Annotated in this window: 15 protein-coding genes; 9 read left to right on the top strand and 6 right to left on the bottom strand. The window is 58.6% G+C overall.

Annotation, left to right across the window (positions count from 1 at the left end; all coding sequences use genetic code 11):
• Positions 1-120: 120 nt before the first annotated feature.
• The 8 genes from ABM428_RS17115 (at position 121) to ABM428_RS17080 (ending at position 7,221) form a co-directional block, all read left to right on the top strand.
• Complete coding sequence (locus ABM428_RS17115) at positions 121-321, top strand: heavy-metal-associated domain-containing protein (RefSeq protein ID WP_037941729.1); 201 nt, start codon at positions 121-123, stop codon at positions 319-321.
• A 198-nt stretch (positions 322-519) separates the two neighbouring features.
• A complete protein-coding gene (locus tag ABM428_RS17110) occupies positions 520-942 on the top strand; it encodes a hypothetical protein (RefSeq protein WP_081858737.1) in 423 nt (140 codons plus the stop codon).
• A 294-nt stretch (positions 943-1,236) separates the two neighbouring features.
• Positions 1,237-2,703, top strand: coding sequence for a TolC family protein (locus ABM428_RS17105; RefSeq protein ID WP_353628620.1), 1,467 nt, complete (start codon positions 1,237-1,239; stop codon positions 2,701-2,703).
• An 11-nt stretch (positions 2,704-2,714) separates the two neighbouring features.
• Entirely contained in the window at positions 2,715-4,073 is a 1,359-nt protein-coding gene (locus tag ABM428_RS17100; RefSeq protein ID WP_110476940.1) for a multicopper oxidase family protein, read from the top strand.
• Between the two features lie 46 nt (positions 4,074-4,119).
• The gene (locus ABM428_RS17095; protein WP_353628619.1) at positions 4,120-4,836 is read left to right on the top strand and encodes a copper-binding protein; all 717 of its coding nucleotides are present in this window, start codon (positions 4,120-4,122) and stop codon (positions 4,834-4,836) included.
• Between the two features lie 86 nt (positions 4,837-4,922).
• Positions 4,923-5,453, top strand: coding sequence for a plastocyanin/azurin family copper-binding protein (locus tag ABM428_RS17090; protein WP_221227930.1), 531 nt, complete (start codon positions 4,923-4,925; stop codon positions 5,451-5,453).
• An 8-nt stretch (positions 5,454-5,461) separates the two neighbouring features.
• Positions 5,462-6,766: an ABC transporter transmembrane domain-containing protein gene (locus tag ABM428_RS17085; RefSeq protein WP_353628618.1), complete on the top strand. Its 1,305-nt coding sequence runs from the start codon at positions 5,462-5,464 to the stop codon at positions 6,764-6,766.
• On the top strand, positions 6,763-7,221 hold the full coding sequence (locus tag ABM428_RS17080) for a cytochrome c (RefSeq protein ID WP_353628617.1): 459 nt from the start codon (positions 6,763-6,765) through the stop codon (positions 7,219-7,221). Before ABM428_RS17085 ends, ABM428_RS17080 begins: the two co-directional genes overlap by 4 nt.
• A 43-nt stretch (positions 7,222-7,264) precedes the next feature.
• On the opposite strand, the gene ABM428_RS17075 is transcribed toward ABM428_RS17080, so the two are convergent.
• The gene (locus tag ABM428_RS17075) at positions 7,265-7,531 is read right to left on the bottom strand and encodes a hypothetical protein (RefSeq protein ID WP_353628616.1); all 267 of its coding nucleotides are present in this window, start codon (positions 7,529-7,531) and stop codon (positions 7,265-7,267) included.
• On the opposite strand from ABM428_RS17075, the gene ABM428_RS17070 reads away from it, so the two are divergent.
• On the top strand, positions 7,530-8,558 hold the full coding sequence (locus ABM428_RS17070) for a sialidase family protein (protein ID WP_237267635.1): 1,029 nt from the start codon (positions 7,530-7,532) through the stop codon (positions 8,556-8,558). The two genes, ABM428_RS17075 and ABM428_RS17070, sit on opposite strands and share 2 nt — an antisense overlap.
• Positions 8,559-8,607: 49 nt before the next feature.
• Here ABM428_RS17070 and ABM428_RS17065 read toward each other — a convergent pair whose 3' ends face one another.
• The 5 genes from ABM428_RS17065 to ABM428_RS17045 form a co-directional block, all read right to left on the bottom strand.
• On the bottom strand, positions 8,608-11,757 hold the full coding sequence (locus ABM428_RS17065) for a CusA/CzcA family heavy metal efflux RND transporter (protein ID WP_353628615.1): 3,150 nt from the start codon (positions 11,755-11,757) through the stop codon (positions 8,608-8,610).
• Positions 11,754-13,190: an efflux RND transporter periplasmic adaptor subunit gene (locus ABM428_RS17060; protein WP_353628614.1), complete on the bottom strand. Its 1,437-nt coding sequence runs from the start codon at positions 13,188-13,190 to the stop codon at positions 11,754-11,756. Before ABM428_RS17060 ends, ABM428_RS17065 begins: the two co-directional genes overlap by 4 nt.
• Positions 13,187-13,585 (bottom strand): FixH family protein, encoded by a 399-nt coding sequence (locus ABM428_RS17055; protein ID WP_037941715.1) that lies wholly within the window; start codon positions 13,583-13,585, stop codon positions 13,187-13,189. The genes ABM428_RS17060 and ABM428_RS17055 overlap by 4 nt, the downstream gene beginning before the upstream one ends.
• A gap of 109 nt (positions 13,586-13,694) precedes the next feature.
• Positions 13,695-14,105, bottom strand: coding sequence for a hypothetical protein (locus tag ABM428_RS17050; RefSeq protein WP_288397507.1), 411 nt, complete (start codon positions 14,103-14,105; stop codon positions 13,695-13,697).
• Between the two features lie 12 nt (positions 14,106-14,117).
• Positions 14,118-16,445 carry a heavy metal translocating P-type ATPase gene (locus ABM428_RS17045; RefSeq protein WP_353628613.1) on the bottom strand — a complete coding sequence of 776 codons (2,328 nt, stop codon included), beginning with the start codon at positions 16,443-16,445 and terminating at the stop codon, positions 14,118-14,120.
• Positions 16,446-16,621: the final 176 nt, after the last annotated feature.

The following is a 16,621-nucleotide window of genomic DNA, read 5'->3' as shown; positions in this document are numbered from 1 at the left end:
CCTCCGAGAGATAAGGGTTCCATTCGCTGGAAGGTCAACAGGTGCATCGAGAAATTTTTTCGGGCATTGACCTTCCCATAGGGGAACGCCCTAGGTAGCAGCAGCAAGAAGGAGATCGTGATGATCAGGTTCAGCGTGCCGGACATGAACTGCGGACATTGCACCGCGTCGATAAAGAAGGCCATTGTGACGATAGACCCACACGCGACTGTCACCTGTGACCTGACTGCGCGTTCCGTCGAGGTAGATAGCGCATTGGATGAAAGCGCTCTGAAGGCAGCGATTCACGATGCGGGCTACGGATCGGAAAGACTGACTTAGTCCCGTCAATTCCAGTCATTATTGAAATACTCCCTGCCATTTTCGCGTCTTCTGTCTGAATGGTGAACGTTGCTATGTACCTATTGCGCAACAGTTTTGAGCGCTTGCAGCGAGAATTCGCCTGCCTCGCTAGAATGTGCCAAACCTTCCCGCGCTGTAAGCGTTGACTAATTTGTCAAAACGTCCAAGTTTCCGTTCATGAGAATGCGTGTCGCCACTTCGGTATGGGTGAAATTCCTCACTTGCTTCGCTTTTGCGTTGGCGCTGGTTCTGTCTCCACCTTCTGCGGCACACGCGGCCTCGGGAATGCATGATGGTCAGCATTCTGGATCGATCAGCGCCCTTCTCAGCGAACCGACTGTTGGTCAGGGAACTGATATCCACGCCGACCACATGAAACACCCGGCGACAGTTGACGTGGATGACATATCCTCCGACATTGGTGAAACAGAGCATCAATCAACTCAGTGTTGTAACGGAATATGCATTTCTGTCGTCATTCCAGACGCAGACTTGGTATTCCCGGATCCTATTGCTGCGAAAGAATATATGATCCTGAGCGGTCAGACGCATTCCGTCGAAACATCAGGGTTTCTGCGGCCCCCTCGATTCCTGATCTGAAACGGCGCCCAATCCGGGTGTGAGCCTTGCGCAGACTCTGCGTGAGACATCGTTCATCAATCAGGATACCTTCATGAAAATTCATCTACTTATGGGGGCTTCGGCCCTCGGGCTTGGCGCATGCGCCTATGAGCCTACCCCTTTGCCCTCCGTTGCGACACAACAGGCTGTCGTCAACGCGACCGTTTCGTCTCCGATTAGCTATCAAGATCCATTGGCTGGCTACACCTATCGTGGTACGACCGGCCCCCGTGATTGGCGGTCTGTCAATCAAGAGCAGACGGAGGGCAACTGATGCGGGTATCTAAGATTCCGCTGGTTCTTGGCTTGCCACTTTTCTTGGGTGCCTGCGCAACCGCAGTACCGGGAAGCTACACCGAACCGAAGGCCGGTTTTGCCAATGTGGCCAGCCAGATCACGCCAGCGATCGGCAAACGGACCGTGTTTGCGGAAACGCAGGCCGAAAACGAAGCTCTCAAGAAACAGGTGCACAGCATGGTGCATCAGAAGACGATCTCGGCCGATACGGCGGTTCAGGTTGCGTTGCTGAACAATAAGGGTCTGCAAGCGTCTTACGCCAATGTTGGCCTCTCGGCCGCTGAGGCTTGGCAGCAATCGACGCCGGAAAACCCGATAGTCTCAATTGGTATCTTGGGAATCGGTGCGCCTGAGCTCGGTGCCTACAGGGCGATCGAAGGGCTGATCCGGTCGAACGTCCTCGATGCCACCACGCGCAAACAGCGTATGGCCATTGCTGATGCAAGCTTCCGGCAGGCTCAGCTTGGTGCGGTTAATGACACCCTCGCGCTCGCCAATCAGACGCGAAAGGCATGGGTCGATGCAGTCGCCGCCTTCGAGGCAGTGAGCTATCTGCGCCGCGCGAAAGCGACCTCTGACGCCGGCTCTGAACTGGCGATGAGGTTGGGCGAGACCGGCGCACTTAACAAAGCTGGGCAGGCCCGCGAACAGGCATTCAATGCCGAACTGGCCGGGCAACTTGCACAGGCACGATTGAACGCCACTCGGTCCAAGGAGGCTTTGACCAGGTTGATGGGCCTCTGGGGCACCGAAGTCGATTACTATGTGCCAGACGCCCTTCCTTCACTGCCGCGTTCTGTCGGCCGTGTGACCGACATCGAGACCAAGGCGCTAAGAAATCGGGTGGATCTGCGTGTTGCCAAACTTGGCCTGGAAGCGCAGGCCAAGGCGTTTGGTCTGACCGATCAGACCCGCATTGTCAGCGATCTGGAGATCGTTGCGGGAGCCGAATTTGAGCGTGAAGTTGAAGGCAGTGGCGACATTGAAACCAAGACTTTGCCTCAGGTGGAAGTGGAGTTCGCGATCCCGATCTACGACACCGGCAAGGCCCGGATGCGCAAGGCGGAATTGTCTTATCTTCAAGCGGCCAACGTGCTCGCAGAGAAGGCCGTGAACGTCCGGTCTGAAGCGCGCGGTGCTGAAGCCTCTTATCATGCCGCATACAAAATCGCTCGCCACTACCGCGACGTTCTGGTGCCGCTACGCACGACCGTCGAAGAAGAGGGTTTGCTGTCCTACAACGGCATGATCACCAACACTTTCGAGCTGCTGACTGATGTGCGCGAGAAACTTGCCGCATCCCTGGAAGCGGCAAACGCAAAACGCGAGTTCTACATGGCACAGGCCGATCTGACCGCTGCGATCTATGGCGGCGGCGAAGGCGGTGGTGGTGCTGGTGGAGAAGGCGCAACGCTTGCCGCCGGTGGCGGCGCAGGACACTGAAAGGAACTGACATGTTGAACAGACGTCAATTACTCGGAGCCGGCGCCGCAGGTGCAACGCTGGTCTCTTCAAAAGCCTGGGGTCAAACCCTGAACATGGGCCTGCCCGAAGCCGCGCAGATGGACAGTGCGGCAACGGCGATTACGGCGCGTCCATCGTCAGGGCCGGACTACACACCTGTGGTCACGTTGAACGGGTGGACCCTGCCGCACCGGATGAACAATGGGGTCAAGGAATTTCACCTCGTGGCCGAACCGGTAGAGCGCGAGCTTGCAGACGGCATGATCGCGCATTTGTGGGGTTACAACGGCCAGTCCACCGGTCCAACGATCGAAGCAGTCGAAGGTGACCGGGTCCGCATCTACGTCACCAACAAGCTGCCGGAAGGCACCACGGTGCATTGGCACGGGCTCATCCTGCCCTCGGGCATGGATGGGGTCTCCGGGTTGAGTCATCCCAGCATCCCGCCAGGGAAAACGTTTGTCTACGAATTCGACTTGGTGAAGTCCGGCACGTTCATGTACCACCCCCATGGCGACGAAATGACCCAGATGGCGATGGGGATGATGGGCATGTTCGTGGTCCACCCCAAGGATCCCACGTTCATGCCGGTGGATCGCGATTTTCTGATCATGCTGAATGCCTTTGACATCGATCCCGGCACATACGTGCCCCGCATCATGACGATGACGGACTTCAACCTGTGGACATGGAACAGTCGGATCTTCCCCGACATCGATCCGCTGGTCGTGAACAAGGGCGACAAGGTGCGAGTACGCGTCGGCAACCTCACGATGACAAACCACCCGATCCACATGCACGGCTATGATTTCAAGGTCACCTGCACGGATGGTGGCTGGGTACCGCCAGAAGCGCAATGGCCGGAGGTCAGCATCGACATCCCCGTGGGCGCGATGCGCGCCTATGAGTTCGTCGCAGACCATCTGGGTGACTGGGCGATTCACTGCCACAAGTCGCACCACACGATGAATGCCATGGGTCACGATGTGCCGACGTTCATCGGGGTCAACAAGAAGCCGCTGACCCAGAAGATCCGTCAGTTCCAGCCGGAATACATGCCCATGGGGATGTCCGGCATGGGGGACATGGCGAAAATGGAAATGCCGCTGCCTGACAACACGATCCCGATGATGACGGGTTGGGGGCCCTACGGCCCCATCGAGATGGGCGGCATGTTTTCGGTCGTAAAGGTGCGGGACGGCATCGACGCGGACGATTACTCCGATCCCGGCTGGTACGAAAATCCTCCGGGCGAGATGGCCTACGAATGGACCGGCGAATTGCCCGAGTTCGCCTCGAACAACAGTCCCAAGACCATTCTCACACCAAAACCAAACTCGAAGGGCTGAACGGCCCTTCGTCGACTCCAACCAAACCAACTTACAGGACAATGAAATGAGAAATCTTCTTTTGACGACAAGCTTCGCGTTGGTGCTTTCGGCACCAGCATTTGCCGCAGGCACACATGATGGCGGGCACGGTGAGACCAAGCCGGCCGCAATGATGATCGGCATGCCGGGAGAAGCCGCCAATGTGGACCGCACAATTGATGTCACTCTGCTCGAAAACGACGAAGGCGAAATGCTGATCGAGAGCGAAGAGATGACCATCAAGGAGGGTGAAACCATCCGCTTCAACATCACGAACAAGGGTGAGCTGGAGCATGAATTCGTCCTTGATACAGTCGAGCGCAACGCCGAGCACAAGATCGAAATGGCCAAGATGGATATGGAACACGACGACCCGAACCGAATCCGTCTCGATGCAGGCGCTTCGGGTGAGGTCGTCTGGACGTTCGCGAATGCTGGTACGTTCGAAGCGGCGTGCCTGATTCCGGGTCACTACGAATCCGGAATGCACCGTGCGGTCTCAGTGGGGGACCAGATGGCTCAGGCTGACGTGGAATATACGAGCGGGACCATCAAGAAGATCGACGCCAAGGCCGGCAAGGTCACAATCATCCACGGCCCTCTGGTCAACCTCGATATGCCCGCGATGACGATGGTGTTCCGCGCGGACGAAGCGATGATGGCCAAGATGGCGGAAGGTCAGGACATCGAGTTCGTTGCCGACCGGGTCAAGGGCAAGCTTACTGTCACGCAGGTGAAGTGAAGATAGACAATGGGGCCGAGGCGAACACGCTCGGCCCCTACGTTTTGAGGCAATAAAATCAAGCGCTACGGAAATAGCCGAGCATTATGAATTTCCTGATAATCTGCACCACCGCCCTTGTGCTCGTCTTTCCGGCTTTCTCAGTGAACGCTTCTAGTGGCAAAGGCCAGCAACCTCATGCGCGGGCCTTTGAATTGCCTGGCCATGATGCGATCGGGAAGCCCGGTGTCGGTTCCTCATTCGACCGGACGATCGAAATATCCATCAGGGAGACAGAAAGCGGATACATGCTTTTCGAGCCGGACGCGATCCAGATTGAAAAGGGATCGGTCGTTCGGTTTTTGATCGGCAATACGGGCGCTCTGGATCACGAGTTCTTTCTCGGCTCCTTTGACGAAATTGCGAAACATCAGCAGTGGATGCGCGAACACCCCGATATGCAACATGATCGCGCCAACTCGGTTTTGATCCCAAGTGGACAAAATGCCGACCTGATCTGGGAGTTCTCCGATATGACAAACCTGGAGTTCGTGTGCTTGATACCCGGCCACCGGGAAGCGGGCATGTGGGGCGTCATCATGGTGCACGATCACCTTGCGCCGAAATCAAAGGGTTAGAATTTTTGATGTCACTCCTGGACAGGTATCACGTGCTTGTACACAACGTATCTGCCGCGTTTGGGTACGACTACAGCGATGCGACGCCAGACTGGGTTCACCCGTTCATTCATCTGATACTGGTCTTGGCACCCGCGCTGCTGATCACTGTCGGCTCATATCTTGCTATTCGCGGCATTCTCAAGCTTTGGAAGCGCCGTCACACCCCTACGTTCCACCCCGAACCCATACGGGGGCTTGAAGGCAGTCTTTTCAGCACGGTCCTGCGCTACTCCAGAAGGCAGCAGGCATTGATGATTGTCGTCAGCCTCATCGCGATGCCTATTCTATATTTGACCCTCGAACTGCCAAAGCAGATCGTCAACAACGCTTTGGATTCTGATCGTTTCCCCGTTGCCGTTTTGGGGCGAGACGTCGATCAGGTCGTTTTCCTAATGCTTCTCTGTGGTCTCTACCTTTTGGCGATCATCCTGAATGGGCTAAACAAATATGGCCTTAACGTGTTCAAGGGATATGTAGCTGAGCGTTTTCTGCGGCGCTTCCGGCTGCTGGTCTATCGGCAATGGCGCAGCGATCCCGACTCCCGAAACCAGAGCGAAATCGTCCCTATTCTCGCACAGGAAGTTGAGCCCATAGGTGGCTTCGCGGCAAATGTCCTCACGCTGCCAATCCTACAAGGTGGTACACTGTTGACGATCCTGTTTTTCATGTTCGTTCAGGACCCTGTGTTGGGTGCCGCCGCACTGACGGTGCTGCCAATCCAGCTCGTGCTGCTGCCCAAGCTACAGCGGCGTGTCAACGCCCTTTCACGTACAAGAATCAAGGAAGTCCGACAGCTCGGCAGACAGCTCAGCGAACAGTTGCATGAACGGCAGGTCAATCCGACCGGACTGCTACCGGCCGGAGCGAGTTTTAGAGAGCTTGAGCACGTCCGCAGGAAAATTTTCCGCCTGAAGTTCTTCATCAAGGCCCTCAACAATTTTCTTACCGCGCTGACCCCATTCCTGTTCTACTCATTGGGAGGATATTTCGTCATCGAAGGGCGTATTACACTCGGTGCCCTGGTGGCCGTCCTGGCCGCACACAAAGACTTCTCGGCACCGCTTAAAGAACTCTTCAATTACTATCAGACGCTGGAAGACACGCGGATCCGGTACCAGGAAATCACGACCTTTTTCAACAAATCGATCCAGCAATCCGCAATTGTTCAAGCAGACAACACCTTGCCGCAAGAGGTCAGTCAATTCGAGCAAGCCCAACTGAGATACCCGGCTTCGTCTCTAAAAAGGCAGGGGGCCATCGCAACATCATGAGAGAGTTTGATAGTATGAAATGGGCAGCGATATTTTTTGCTCTGGTCGCCGTCGCTGCAGCAGTATGGTTCATTGTGCAACCGAGCCACACTCGGACGGGCGCCCAGAGGCAGGACAGCATCGCGCTTCCCGCGGGTGCTCTCGCTACTGTCAAGCTACCAAACAGTTTCACAGAGCAGGAGCAAATCGGCGCAAGCGCTTATGATGCGGTCTGTTCCGCTTGCCATGGCCGAAACGCGCAGGGCCAAGATGGCGTCGCTCCTCCGCTTGTTCACAAGATCTATGAACCCAGCCACCACGGCGACATGGCGTTTGTCCTCGCAGCGCAGAATGGAGTTCGGGCGCACCACTGGGAATTTGGCAACATGCCAGCGGTTGAAGGCGTGACGCGCTCAGACATCCTTGCTATCGTGGCGTACATTCGAGCTTTGCAGCGGGCCAACGGAATTGACTAAGCATTTTCGTCGGTCAAAAGAATGGGAGTTGGCTCACGGCCAATTAGCATTCGGGTTGCCACAGAAAAGCAATAGCTGGTGGGAAAATTCTGTTCATGATTAAATGTTCTGCTGCGTCGACTCTGATCCTTGGTGCATTGTTCGCTTCGTCCACCGCATCATACGCGGAGGAAACCGGTTTATTCAGATTGACCGACCGCGGATCACCTGTTGGCATCAATGCGCGCGAACCATCACTCGCACCCTTGTCGGATGGCAGGGTTTTACTGAGCTGGACCGAAGAAAGCGGAACCGAAGCGGAAGTTCGCATGGCCATCCTCAACGGCAGTGAGTGGTCGGACGTCCGCACAATTAATGTATCGTCAAAGACTTACATCAACTGGGCCGACTTCCCTTCGGTAGTGGCGCTTGCTGGTGGCGGTTTGGCGGCACAATGGCTAGAGCTGAATGGACCGGGCGATTACCAATACGACGTCAAAATCGCTTTTTCCAAAGATGAAGGCAGAAGCTGGACGGACCCGATTGTCCCTCACGATGACAGGTCCCAACGTGAGCATGGTTTTGTTTCGTTGGTACCCGACCAGTTCGGCGGATTGACGGCTTTATGGCTGGATGGCCGCGAGTATGACAGTCAGACGGAAGGCGAGAGCTTCGAGAATGCGATGCAGTTGCGCGCGCGGCAGATCAACTCCGACGGGACGTTGAATGCAGAAAGCTTGTTGGATGTGCGCACCTGTACGTGTTGTCAGACGTCCGCAGCCCGGACAGGCTCGGGCGACATAGTGGCCGTCTATCGTGACCGAACCGCAGATGAAATTCGCGATATATCGGCTGTCCGGCAGGCCGACGGGGAGTGGACGGAGCCCGCCACGATCCATAACGACGGATGGGAAATCGCCGGATGCCCCGTCAATGGCCCGGCCATTGATACCATGGGCGACAGGATTTCCGTTATCTGGTTCACGGCAGCCGAGAACGAGCCGAAGGTTCGTATCGCCTTTTCGGACGATGGCGGTGCGCAGTTCGACGAACCGCTCCGCATTGACCTCGGCGCAGCCGCAGGTCGGGTGGACGTCCTGCAATTTGCAGATGGCAGCGCATTGGCGCTCTGGATCGAATATGTGGGAGGCGGTGAAGCGATCGTCATGTGCCACGTAACGCCAGATGCCGGATGTGTCGCGCCTCAGGCGCTCCACATCAATCGAGGCGGCGGATCGGTCGGTTTTCCGAGGATGGCGCTTGGCGGAACCGGGGCGTTTGTGGCCTGGACGCAACCAATCAGCGGCGCGGACGGCAGTACCACCATTCGCGTCGTTGAAGTCGCTCTGACGCCATAGGTTTCAAGCATTCATCTCGATTCCCAATGCCTCCTTAATGCTGTTGCCCTTATTCTGCGGCCTGCCCGAGGGCCAAATCAGGCGCTGTACCGGCCTTCTTGAGGCTCCAGCCTTTGATGATGGCATAAACCGCCGGAATGACGATCAGGGTCAGCAAAGTTGACGACACCATCCCGCCGATCATTGGAACGGCGATGCGCTGCATGATCTCGGACCCGGTGCCATGCGCCCATAGGATCGGCATCAGGCCGGCCATGATTGCGACAACTGTCATCATCTTGGGGCGAACGCGGTCTACTGCACCCACCATGATCGCGGCGTAGAGTTCGTCGCGGGTCAGGTCGCGGCCGCCCGCGCGGTCACGCGCTTCATTCAACGCCTGATCGAGATAGATCAACATGATCACACCGGTTTCAGCCGCCACCCCGGCCAGCGCGATAAACCCGACGGCCACCGCAACCGAGATGTTGAAGCCCATGAACCACATCAGCCAAATGCCGCCCACTAGCGCGAAGGGCAGCGACAGCATCACGATCAGCGTTTCCGTCAGACGGCGGAAGTTCAGGTAAAGCAGCAGAAAGATCAGCGCCAGCGTTAACGGCACAACTGTGGCCAGCCGCTGTTTCGCACGTTCAAGGTACTCGAACTGCCCGCTCCAGCCCAAGGAATAGCCGGGGGGCAGGGTGACGGAAGCCGCGACCGCCGCCTGCGCTTCGGCCACGTAGCCACCAAGATCGCGTCCGACGATATCGACGAAGATATAGACGGCAAGCTGTCCGTTTTCGGTGCGGATCGACGTGGCTCCGCGAGTGCGTTCGATGGTGGCTACGTCCCCGAGTGGAATTGTGCCACCGCCCGGCAGCGCCACTTGAACCTCGCGTCCGATGGCCTCCGGATCGGACCTCAGTGTCGCCGGATAGCGCACTGCGACGTCGTAGCGCTCGCGGCCCTCGACGGTCTGCGTGATGGCCTTGGCCCCCAATGCCATGCCGATCACCTCCTGCACATCCTGCACCGACAGACCGTAGCGGCCAAGGGCAGCGCGGTCGGGCGTGATGTCCAGATAATAGCCGCCAATCACCCGTTCGGCATAGGCGCTGGTCGTTCCTGGCACCGTGCGCACGACGGCTTCGACCTCACGGGCTACCTTTTCCATCTCGGTCAGGCTGGTACCGAAGACCTTGATCCCCACTGGTGTGCGGATGCCGGTGGACAACATGTCGATTCGCGCCCGGATCGGCATCGTCCAGGCGTTCGACACGCCGGGAAATTGCAGCGCGGCATCCATTTCCTGCCGCAGGCTTTCGATGGTGACACCGGGACGCCATTCGTCTTCCGGGCGGAGCTGGATGATCGTCTCGAACATCTCCGTCGGTGCTGGATCGGTCGCAGTCAGCGCGCGGCCTGCCTTGCCGAAAACCGACAACACTTCGGGGAAGGTCTTGATGATGCGGTCCTGGGTCTGCATCAGCTCGGCGGCCTTGGTGACCGAAAGCCCGGGCAGCGTGGTCGGCATGTACATAAGCGTGCCCTCGTTCAGGACAGGCATGAATTCAGACCCCAGCTGGCGCGCGGGCCAGATGGTGATTACCAGTGCCGCAATGGCCACGATGATCGTAAGGCTCTTGGCCTTCAACACGGCGCTGATAATCGGGCGGTAGACCGCGATTAGCACGCGGTTTACCGGATTCCTGTGTTCAGGGATGATCCGACCCCGCACGAAAACCACCATCAACGCAGGCACCAGCGTCACCGACAGGAACGCTGCTGCCGCCATCGAGAAGGTTTTGGTGTAGGCGAGCGGGCCGAACATGCGTCCCTCCTGTCCTTCAAGCGAAAAGATTGGCAGAAACGAGACAGTGATGATCAGCAAGCTGAAGAACAGCGCGGGGCCGACCTCGCTTGCCGCTTCGATCAGCACCTGGATGCGTGGCTTGTCAGGGGCGGCCCGTTCGAGATGTTTGTGCGCATTTTCGATCATCACGATGGCCGCGTCGATCATCGCGCCGATCGCGATGGCAATGCCGCCGAGGCTCATGATATTGGCCCCGATCCCGAGAAATTTCATTGCCGTGAAGGCCATGAGCAATCCGACAGGCAGCATGATGATCGCCACGAGGGCGGAGCGGACGTGCAACAGAAAAATGATCGTTACCCCCGCCACGACAAGGCTTTCTTCGAGCAGCGTTGTTTTCAACGTCTCGATTGCCGACAGGATCAGGTCGGACCTGTCATAGACCGGCACGATGTCGACTCCTTCCGGCAGGCTTTGGGCCACCACGTCCAGTTCTGCCTTGGCGTTTTCAATCACATCCAGCGCATTGGCACCCACCCGCTGAAGCACGATACCACTGGCGACCTCGCCCTCACCGTTCAACTCGGCGATGCCGCGGCGTTCGTTGGGGACGATTTCGATCCGTGCGACGTCTTTCAGGTTGATCGGCACCCCGCCAATGCTGCGCAGGGTGATGTTGCCGATATCCTCGGTCCCCGCCAGATAGCCGCGTCCGCGCACCATGAATTCGAACTCGGACAGCTCCACCGTGCGCCCGCCGGTGTCCATGTTGCTCTCGGAGATGGCCTTGCCGATATCAGACAGCGTGATCCCCTGCGCGCGCATCCGGACCGGGTCAACTGTGACCGAGTATTGCTTAACGAAGCCACCGACACTGGCCACTTCGGACACGCCCTCTGCACGGCTGGCCCCGAAACGCACTACCCAATCCTGCAACGACCGCAATTCAGCAAGGCTCAGGTTCTCGCCGGTGATCGCATATTGGTAGACCCAGCCCACCCCCGTCGCATCCGGACCAAGGGCTGGTGTCACCCCGTCCGGCAGGCGAGCCGCTGCGGCGTTGAGGTATTCCAGCACGCGCGACCGCGCCCAGTACGGGTCAACGCCGTCCTCGAAGATGATGTAGACAAAGGAAATGCCGAAGAACGAAAACCCGCGCACGACGCGGGATCGCGGCACCGTCAGCATGGCCGAGGTCAGCGGATAAGTGACCTGGTCCTCCACCACCTGAGGGGCCTGGCCCGGGTAGTCGGTCAGCACGATCACCTGCACGTCCGACAGATCGGGAATAGCGTCGATCGGCAAGTTGCGCAGTGACCAGACCCCGGCGGCGATGATCAGGGCCGTGGCAAAGAACACCAGAACAAGGTTCCGGGCGGACCATTCGATGACACGCGCGATCATTCGCTTGCCTCCGGGGAGGCCAGCGCAGCCAGGGCGGCGTTCAGGTTGCTTTCCGCGTCGATCAGAAAGGTCGAGGTGGTGACGACCCGGTCGCCCTCGGAAATACCTTCGCGGATTTCCACCATTCCGGAGGCCTGTCGCCCCACGACCACATCCTGCGGCGCGAATTTACCCTCTCCCATGTCCCGGATCACCACCTGGCGATCGCCGGTGTCGATCACTGACGTTTCCGGCACTTGCACCACGGGCGCGCCGTCGCCCGTCGCCAAAGCCACATCAGCAAACATGTTGACCAGCAGGCGTCCCTCAGTATTGGGCAGATCGATGCGGACGCGTGCAGTTCGGGTCTGCATATCGACCTCAGGGTATATCTTGTCGATCAAGCCGCTGAAGGTTTCGCCCGGCAGGCCGGGAAAGGTGATCGTGGCCGCGTTTCCGTCCGCAAGGCCCATCAGAGCGGATTCCGGCACGTCCGCAAAGACCCAGACAACCGAGGTATCGGCAATACGAAACAGCGTTTCGCCAGCCTCGGACATCATGCCTTCGACGGCCATTCGTTCCAGAACCACGCCCGACCGCGGTGCCATCAGGCTGATTTGCACCGGCGCACGCCTGTCCGCCGCGATCTTGTCGATCACTGACACGGGAACTCCCAGGTTTGCCAGCCTTTGACGGCTGCCTTCCACGCGCCCTTCACCACTTCGCAGGTCCGAAACATACTGTGCGGCCGCCGAGACGATATCCGGAGAATAGAGCATCGCCAGCGGTTCGCCCGCTTCAACGATTGATCCGGTCGTTACATCCTCAACTTCTTCGATGAAAGCATCTGCACGCAATGAAATGACGCTTACCCGACGCTCATCCAGCGCGACGATCCCCGGCGCTCGCACCGTCATTGCCATGGGCTTGAGCACCGCAACTGACGTACGTACGCCGGTGCGCTGTAGTTTGCCGGGCGATACCGTCACCGATCCGGCATCTTTTGCCTCATCGGCAAAAACGGGAAGGTAGTCCATGCCCATGGAATCCTGCTTAGGCACCGGCGACGTATCGGGCAGGCCCATCGGATGCCGGTAGTAGAGAACGGTTCGTTCGCCAATTTTCGCCTCTAGGGGGTTGGGCGCCTCTGGGTCAAACGACACATCTTCGCTTGCCAGCACCGGCAGAAACGCCTTGCCATCGACGGTGTCGGTCGGCACCGCGGACCACTCGGCAAGACCGTCAGGGTGTCGATAGTAGATAATCGGGCCCATCGCCGATCGGATTTCGGCCGGCATCGCATCAGCTCTACGTCCCAAAAGTGCTGTGAGCTGCGTCTGCGCCACATCCGTCAGCATCGCAGGCGTCCAGCCTTTGCCGCCCGCCGCAAGGCCAACCCATCCAGCCGCGCTGCCAACGACGGCGATCAGCACCAGTTTGCCAAAGGCGCTCATGGCTGTACCTCGATCACGATCTGTGCCTGAACGGTTTCCATCTCGCCCTGCACCTTGGCCGCAACGGAAAAGCGCCAGTTTCCGTCCATCGTCAGATCGGCAGAGAAGCGATAGAGACCCGGCTCTTCGCCGGGTAACGCCAAGACCGGTGAAGTCATCGTCTCCATCCCGTCCGGCGCCATATCCAACCTTGTGGCAAAGATGACGGCGCCCTCCACGGGCGCATTGGTGCGGGTATCAATCAGACGAACTTCTAGAACCGCATCGTCTCCGAAGGCATAAGTCGTCTCGACAAGAACGAGAATGTAATCAGATGCAGCGGCCTGTGCCACCGGCACGGAAAGCTGGGCTGCGACCACGAGGGCAGCAAGGGCGCTGTGAATATAACGGGGCATGATACGCCTGTATTGACGGGCAACGGGAACGCCGACCATCGTATCGACCTGGAACTGGTCTAAACGTTACATCGGCGCGCGGCTTTTGGTGCGACAAGCACCAGAACCGCTATGCCTTGGGCGGTCTTTGCAATCCGCCGTCCGCGTGTTGCAGGATCGCCGTCGCCTCGGTCCGCAAGAACCCGGCACGTCCGGAGCGAGGCAGGTTCGCCAGGATCACCCGTTCGAGCCCGGCCACGATCGGGACCACACGACATTGCGTCGTGGAAATGCAGGCAGCATCGCATTCCGGCATATCCGGACAATCACTCGGGCAGCAATCGCTCTGCATGGCCATTTCAGGCGCTGGGTCCACGCTTGAAATGGACGCGAAGGTGGTTTGCGCCAGAACAGCGCCAACCAACAGAGCAACCAGAAAAAGGCGCGTTTTGAATAACATGCAACATGCTATGCTGAAGTTCTCATAGATCAGCAATACACGTTTTGCTGAAGTAGAAGTATCGACCGTTTCCACGTTCAAAACGCGGGTCGTCTAAAGCCTCAATCGTCGCAGTCTGAGCGCGTTCGCGATGACAGAGACCGAAGACAAGCTCATGGCGGCGGCGGCGAACATGGGCGACATCAGCAGGCCAAAGACGGGGTAAAGCACACCCGCAGCCAGGGGCACACCGAGCGTGTTGTAGGCAAAGGCCCAGAACAGGTTCTGGCGTATGTTGCGGATCGTCGCCACCGCCAGCGTCCGTGCCTTGACGATACCGTTTAAATCGCCGCGCAAGAGAGTGATGCCCGCGCTTTCCACTGCCACGTCCGCACCCGTGCCCATGGCAAGGCCGACATCCGCTGCGGCGAGGGCCGGCGCGTCGTTGACGCCATCTCCGGCCATTGCGACCTTCTTGCCATCGGCGTGCAGTTCGTCCACCAGCGCCTTCTTGTCTTCCGGCAGAACGCCGGCACGTACTTCGTCGATGCCAAGCCGCTGCGCCACGGCCCTTGCCGTGCGTTCGTTATCCCCCGTAGCCATGATAATCCGCAGGCCCGCCTCGTGCAGTTCCTTGATGGCCTCGGCCGTCGTTTCCTTGATCGGGTCGGCGACGGCGACGATGCCGGACAGTTTTCCTTCTATGGCCACGAACATGGCCGTCTTGCCTTCGCTGCGCAGAACATCTGCCGCCTGCTCGGCTGCGGAGGTGTCGAGGGACATGTCGCGCATCATCGCGGTGTTGCCAAGCGCGACGGCCCGGCCCGAGACGGTCCCGCTCACACCCTTGCCGGTCACCGCCTCGAAGTTTTCGGCATTGCCGACCTTGATGCCCTTTTGCTTCGCGCCTTCGACTATGGCCTCTGCCAGCGGGTGCTCCGAGCCTTTTTCCAGTGCCGCGGCCAGAGTCAGAATGGTTTCCTCGGTCTCTTCGCCCAGAGCGTTCACATCGGTCAGCTTCGGCTTGCCCTCGGTCAGGGTGCCGGTCTTGTCCACGATCAGCGTATCGACCTTGGCCATGCGTTCCAGCGCTTCGGCGTCCTTGATCAGGACACCCGCCTGCGCACCGCGACCTGCGGCCGTCGTGATCGAAATCGGGGTCGCCAGACCCAGAGCACAGGGGCAGGCGATGATCAGCACTGACACCGCCGAGGCGATGGCAAAGACGAGCGCCGGTTCGGGCCCGAAGCCGAGCCAAGCGGCGAAGGAAACGATGGCGACCACGACAACGGTAGGCACGAAATAGGAAGAAACCTTGTCCGCAAGCCCCTGGATCGGTGCACGGGATCGCCGCGCGTTGGAGACCATCTCTACGATCTGACTCAGCATCGTGTCGGCACCGACACGGGCGGCCTCTATGACAAGGGAGCCGTTCTTGTTGATCGTGCCGCCGGTGACCGTATCGCCGGGGCCTTTTTCGACCGGCAACGGTTCGCCAGTGATCATGCTCTCGTCGATGGAAGACGTGCCGTCAATGACCTTGGCGTCGACGGGGACCGCGTCGCCCGGGCGAACTCTCAGGCGATCGCCCTCGACGATGTTTTCCAGCGGTGCGTCGTATTCCGTGCCGTCGGGCAGAATGCGTCGCGCGGTTTTCGGCGCTAGATCGAGCAGCGCCCGGATGGCATCGCCGGTCCGTTCCCGCGCCCGCAATTCCAAAACCTGTCCGACGAAAATCAGAGTGATGATAACGACGGCGGCTTCAAAATAGGTACCGACTCCCGCGCCCATCCGGTAAGCCTCCGGAAACACGCCCGGAAGGAACGTGGCGACCAGCGAATAGATGTAGGCCGCGCCGACACCAATCGCGATCAGCGTCCACATGTTGGGCGAGCGGTTCACGATCGACGCCCATCCCCGCACGAAAAACGGCTTCGCTGCCCACAACACGATAGGCGTCGCCAGCAGGAACTCGATGTATGTCGCCAGCCGATGTCCGATCAAGTCCCGGACCGGCAAACCGACCAGCTCTCCCATAGTCAAGATAACCAGAGGAACGGCTGCGGCGGCACTGATCCACATCCGGCGGGTAAAGTCGGTCAGTTCTTCGCTGGGTTCATCCGACGGCACCATCGGTTCAAGCGCCATGCCGCAGATCGGACAGGCGCCGGGCTCGTCACGAACTATCTCGGGGTGCATTGGGCAGGTGTACTGAGTCCCGGCTTTCGGGGTCATGCTGTGATCCGATGCCGTACCTGAGGCATAGTAGATCGGATCGGCCTCGAACCTGGTCTGGCACTTATCGGAGCAGAAGTAGAAGGTTTCACCGTCATAATTTGCCTGACGGGCCTCCGGAGACATAGTGACGGACATGCCGCAAACTGGATCCTTGGCCTGATCGGATGACCGCTCTTGCGGGTGCGGTTCTGTTACCTGTATCATGCTCTAGCCCTCCAAAATGATGCCAACTCCTAAGATGGGGCTTCCAGCAACGGGAAGGTCAAGCTTGGATTGCTGATTAGCGAAGGAAAGCTGATTGATACTGCCAATATATTACATAATAACTATTACGCGCAAAAGAACTGTAGCCAGGCGCGCGCTACCCTCAAGTGCGACTC

This window comes from Sulfitobacter sp. TCYB15 (assembly GCF_040435955.1).
Lineage (GTDB): Bacteria > Pseudomonadota > Alphaproteobacteria > Rhodobacterales > Rhodobacteraceae > Sulfitobacter > Sulfitobacter pontiacus.
This window is presented reverse-complemented; position numbering and strand designations above follow the sequence as displayed.

Bases quoted from the DNA above. Each gene is read 5' to 3' on its own strand.
- ABM428_RS17115 (WP_037941729.1), top strand. From the start codon at position 121: ATGATCAGGTTCAGCGTGCCGGACATGAACTGCGGACATTGCACCGCG.
- ABM428_RS17110 (WP_081858737.1), top strand. From the start codon at position 520: ATGAGAATGCGTGTCGCCACTTCGGTATGGGTGAAATTCCTCACTTGC.
- ABM428_RS17105 (WP_353628620.1), top strand. From the start codon at position 1,237: ATGCGGGTATCTAAGATTCCGCTGGTTCTTGGCTTGCCACTTTTCTTG.
- ABM428_RS17100 (WP_110476940.1), top strand. From the start codon at position 2,715: ATGTTGAACAGACGTCAATTACTCGGAGCCGGCGCCGCAGGTGCAACG.
- ABM428_RS17095 (WP_353628619.1), top strand. From the start codon at position 4,120: ATGAGAAATCTTCTTTTGACGACAAGCTTCGCGTTGGTGCTTTCGGCA.
- ABM428_RS17090 (WP_221227930.1), top strand. From the start codon at position 4,923: ATGAATTTCCTGATAATCTGCACCACCGCCCTTGTGCTCGTCTTTCCG.
- ABM428_RS17085 (WP_353628618.1), top strand. From the start codon at position 5,462: ATGTCACTCCTGGACAGGTATCACGTGCTTGTACACAACGTATCTGCC.
- ABM428_RS17080 (WP_353628617.1), top strand. From the start codon at position 6,763: ATGAGAGAGTTTGATAGTATGAAATGGGCAGCGATATTTTTTGCTCTG.
- ABM428_RS17070 (WP_237267635.1), top strand. From the start codon at position 7,530: ATGGCCATCCTCAACGGCAGTGAGTGGTCGGACGTCCGCACAATTAAT.
- ABM428_RS17075 (WP_353628616.1), bottom strand. From the start codon at position 7,531: ATGCGAACTTCCGCTTCGGTTCCGCTTTCTTCGGTCCAGCTCAGTAAA.
- ABM428_RS17065 (WP_353628615.1), bottom strand. From the start codon at position 11,757: ATGATCGCGCGTGTCATCGAATGGTCCGCCCGGAACCTTGTTCTGGTG.
- ABM428_RS17060 (WP_353628614.1), bottom strand. From the start codon at position 13,190: ATGAGCGCCTTTGGCAAACTGGTGCTGATCGCCGTCGTTGGCAGCGCG.
- ABM428_RS17055 (WP_037941715.1), bottom strand. From the start codon at position 13,585: ATGCCCCGTTATATTCACAGCGCCCTTGCTGCCCTCGTGGTCGCAGCC.
- ABM428_RS17045 (WP_353628613.1), bottom strand. From the start codon at position 16,445: ATGATACAGGTAACAGAACCGCACCCGCAAGAGCGGTCATCCGATCAG.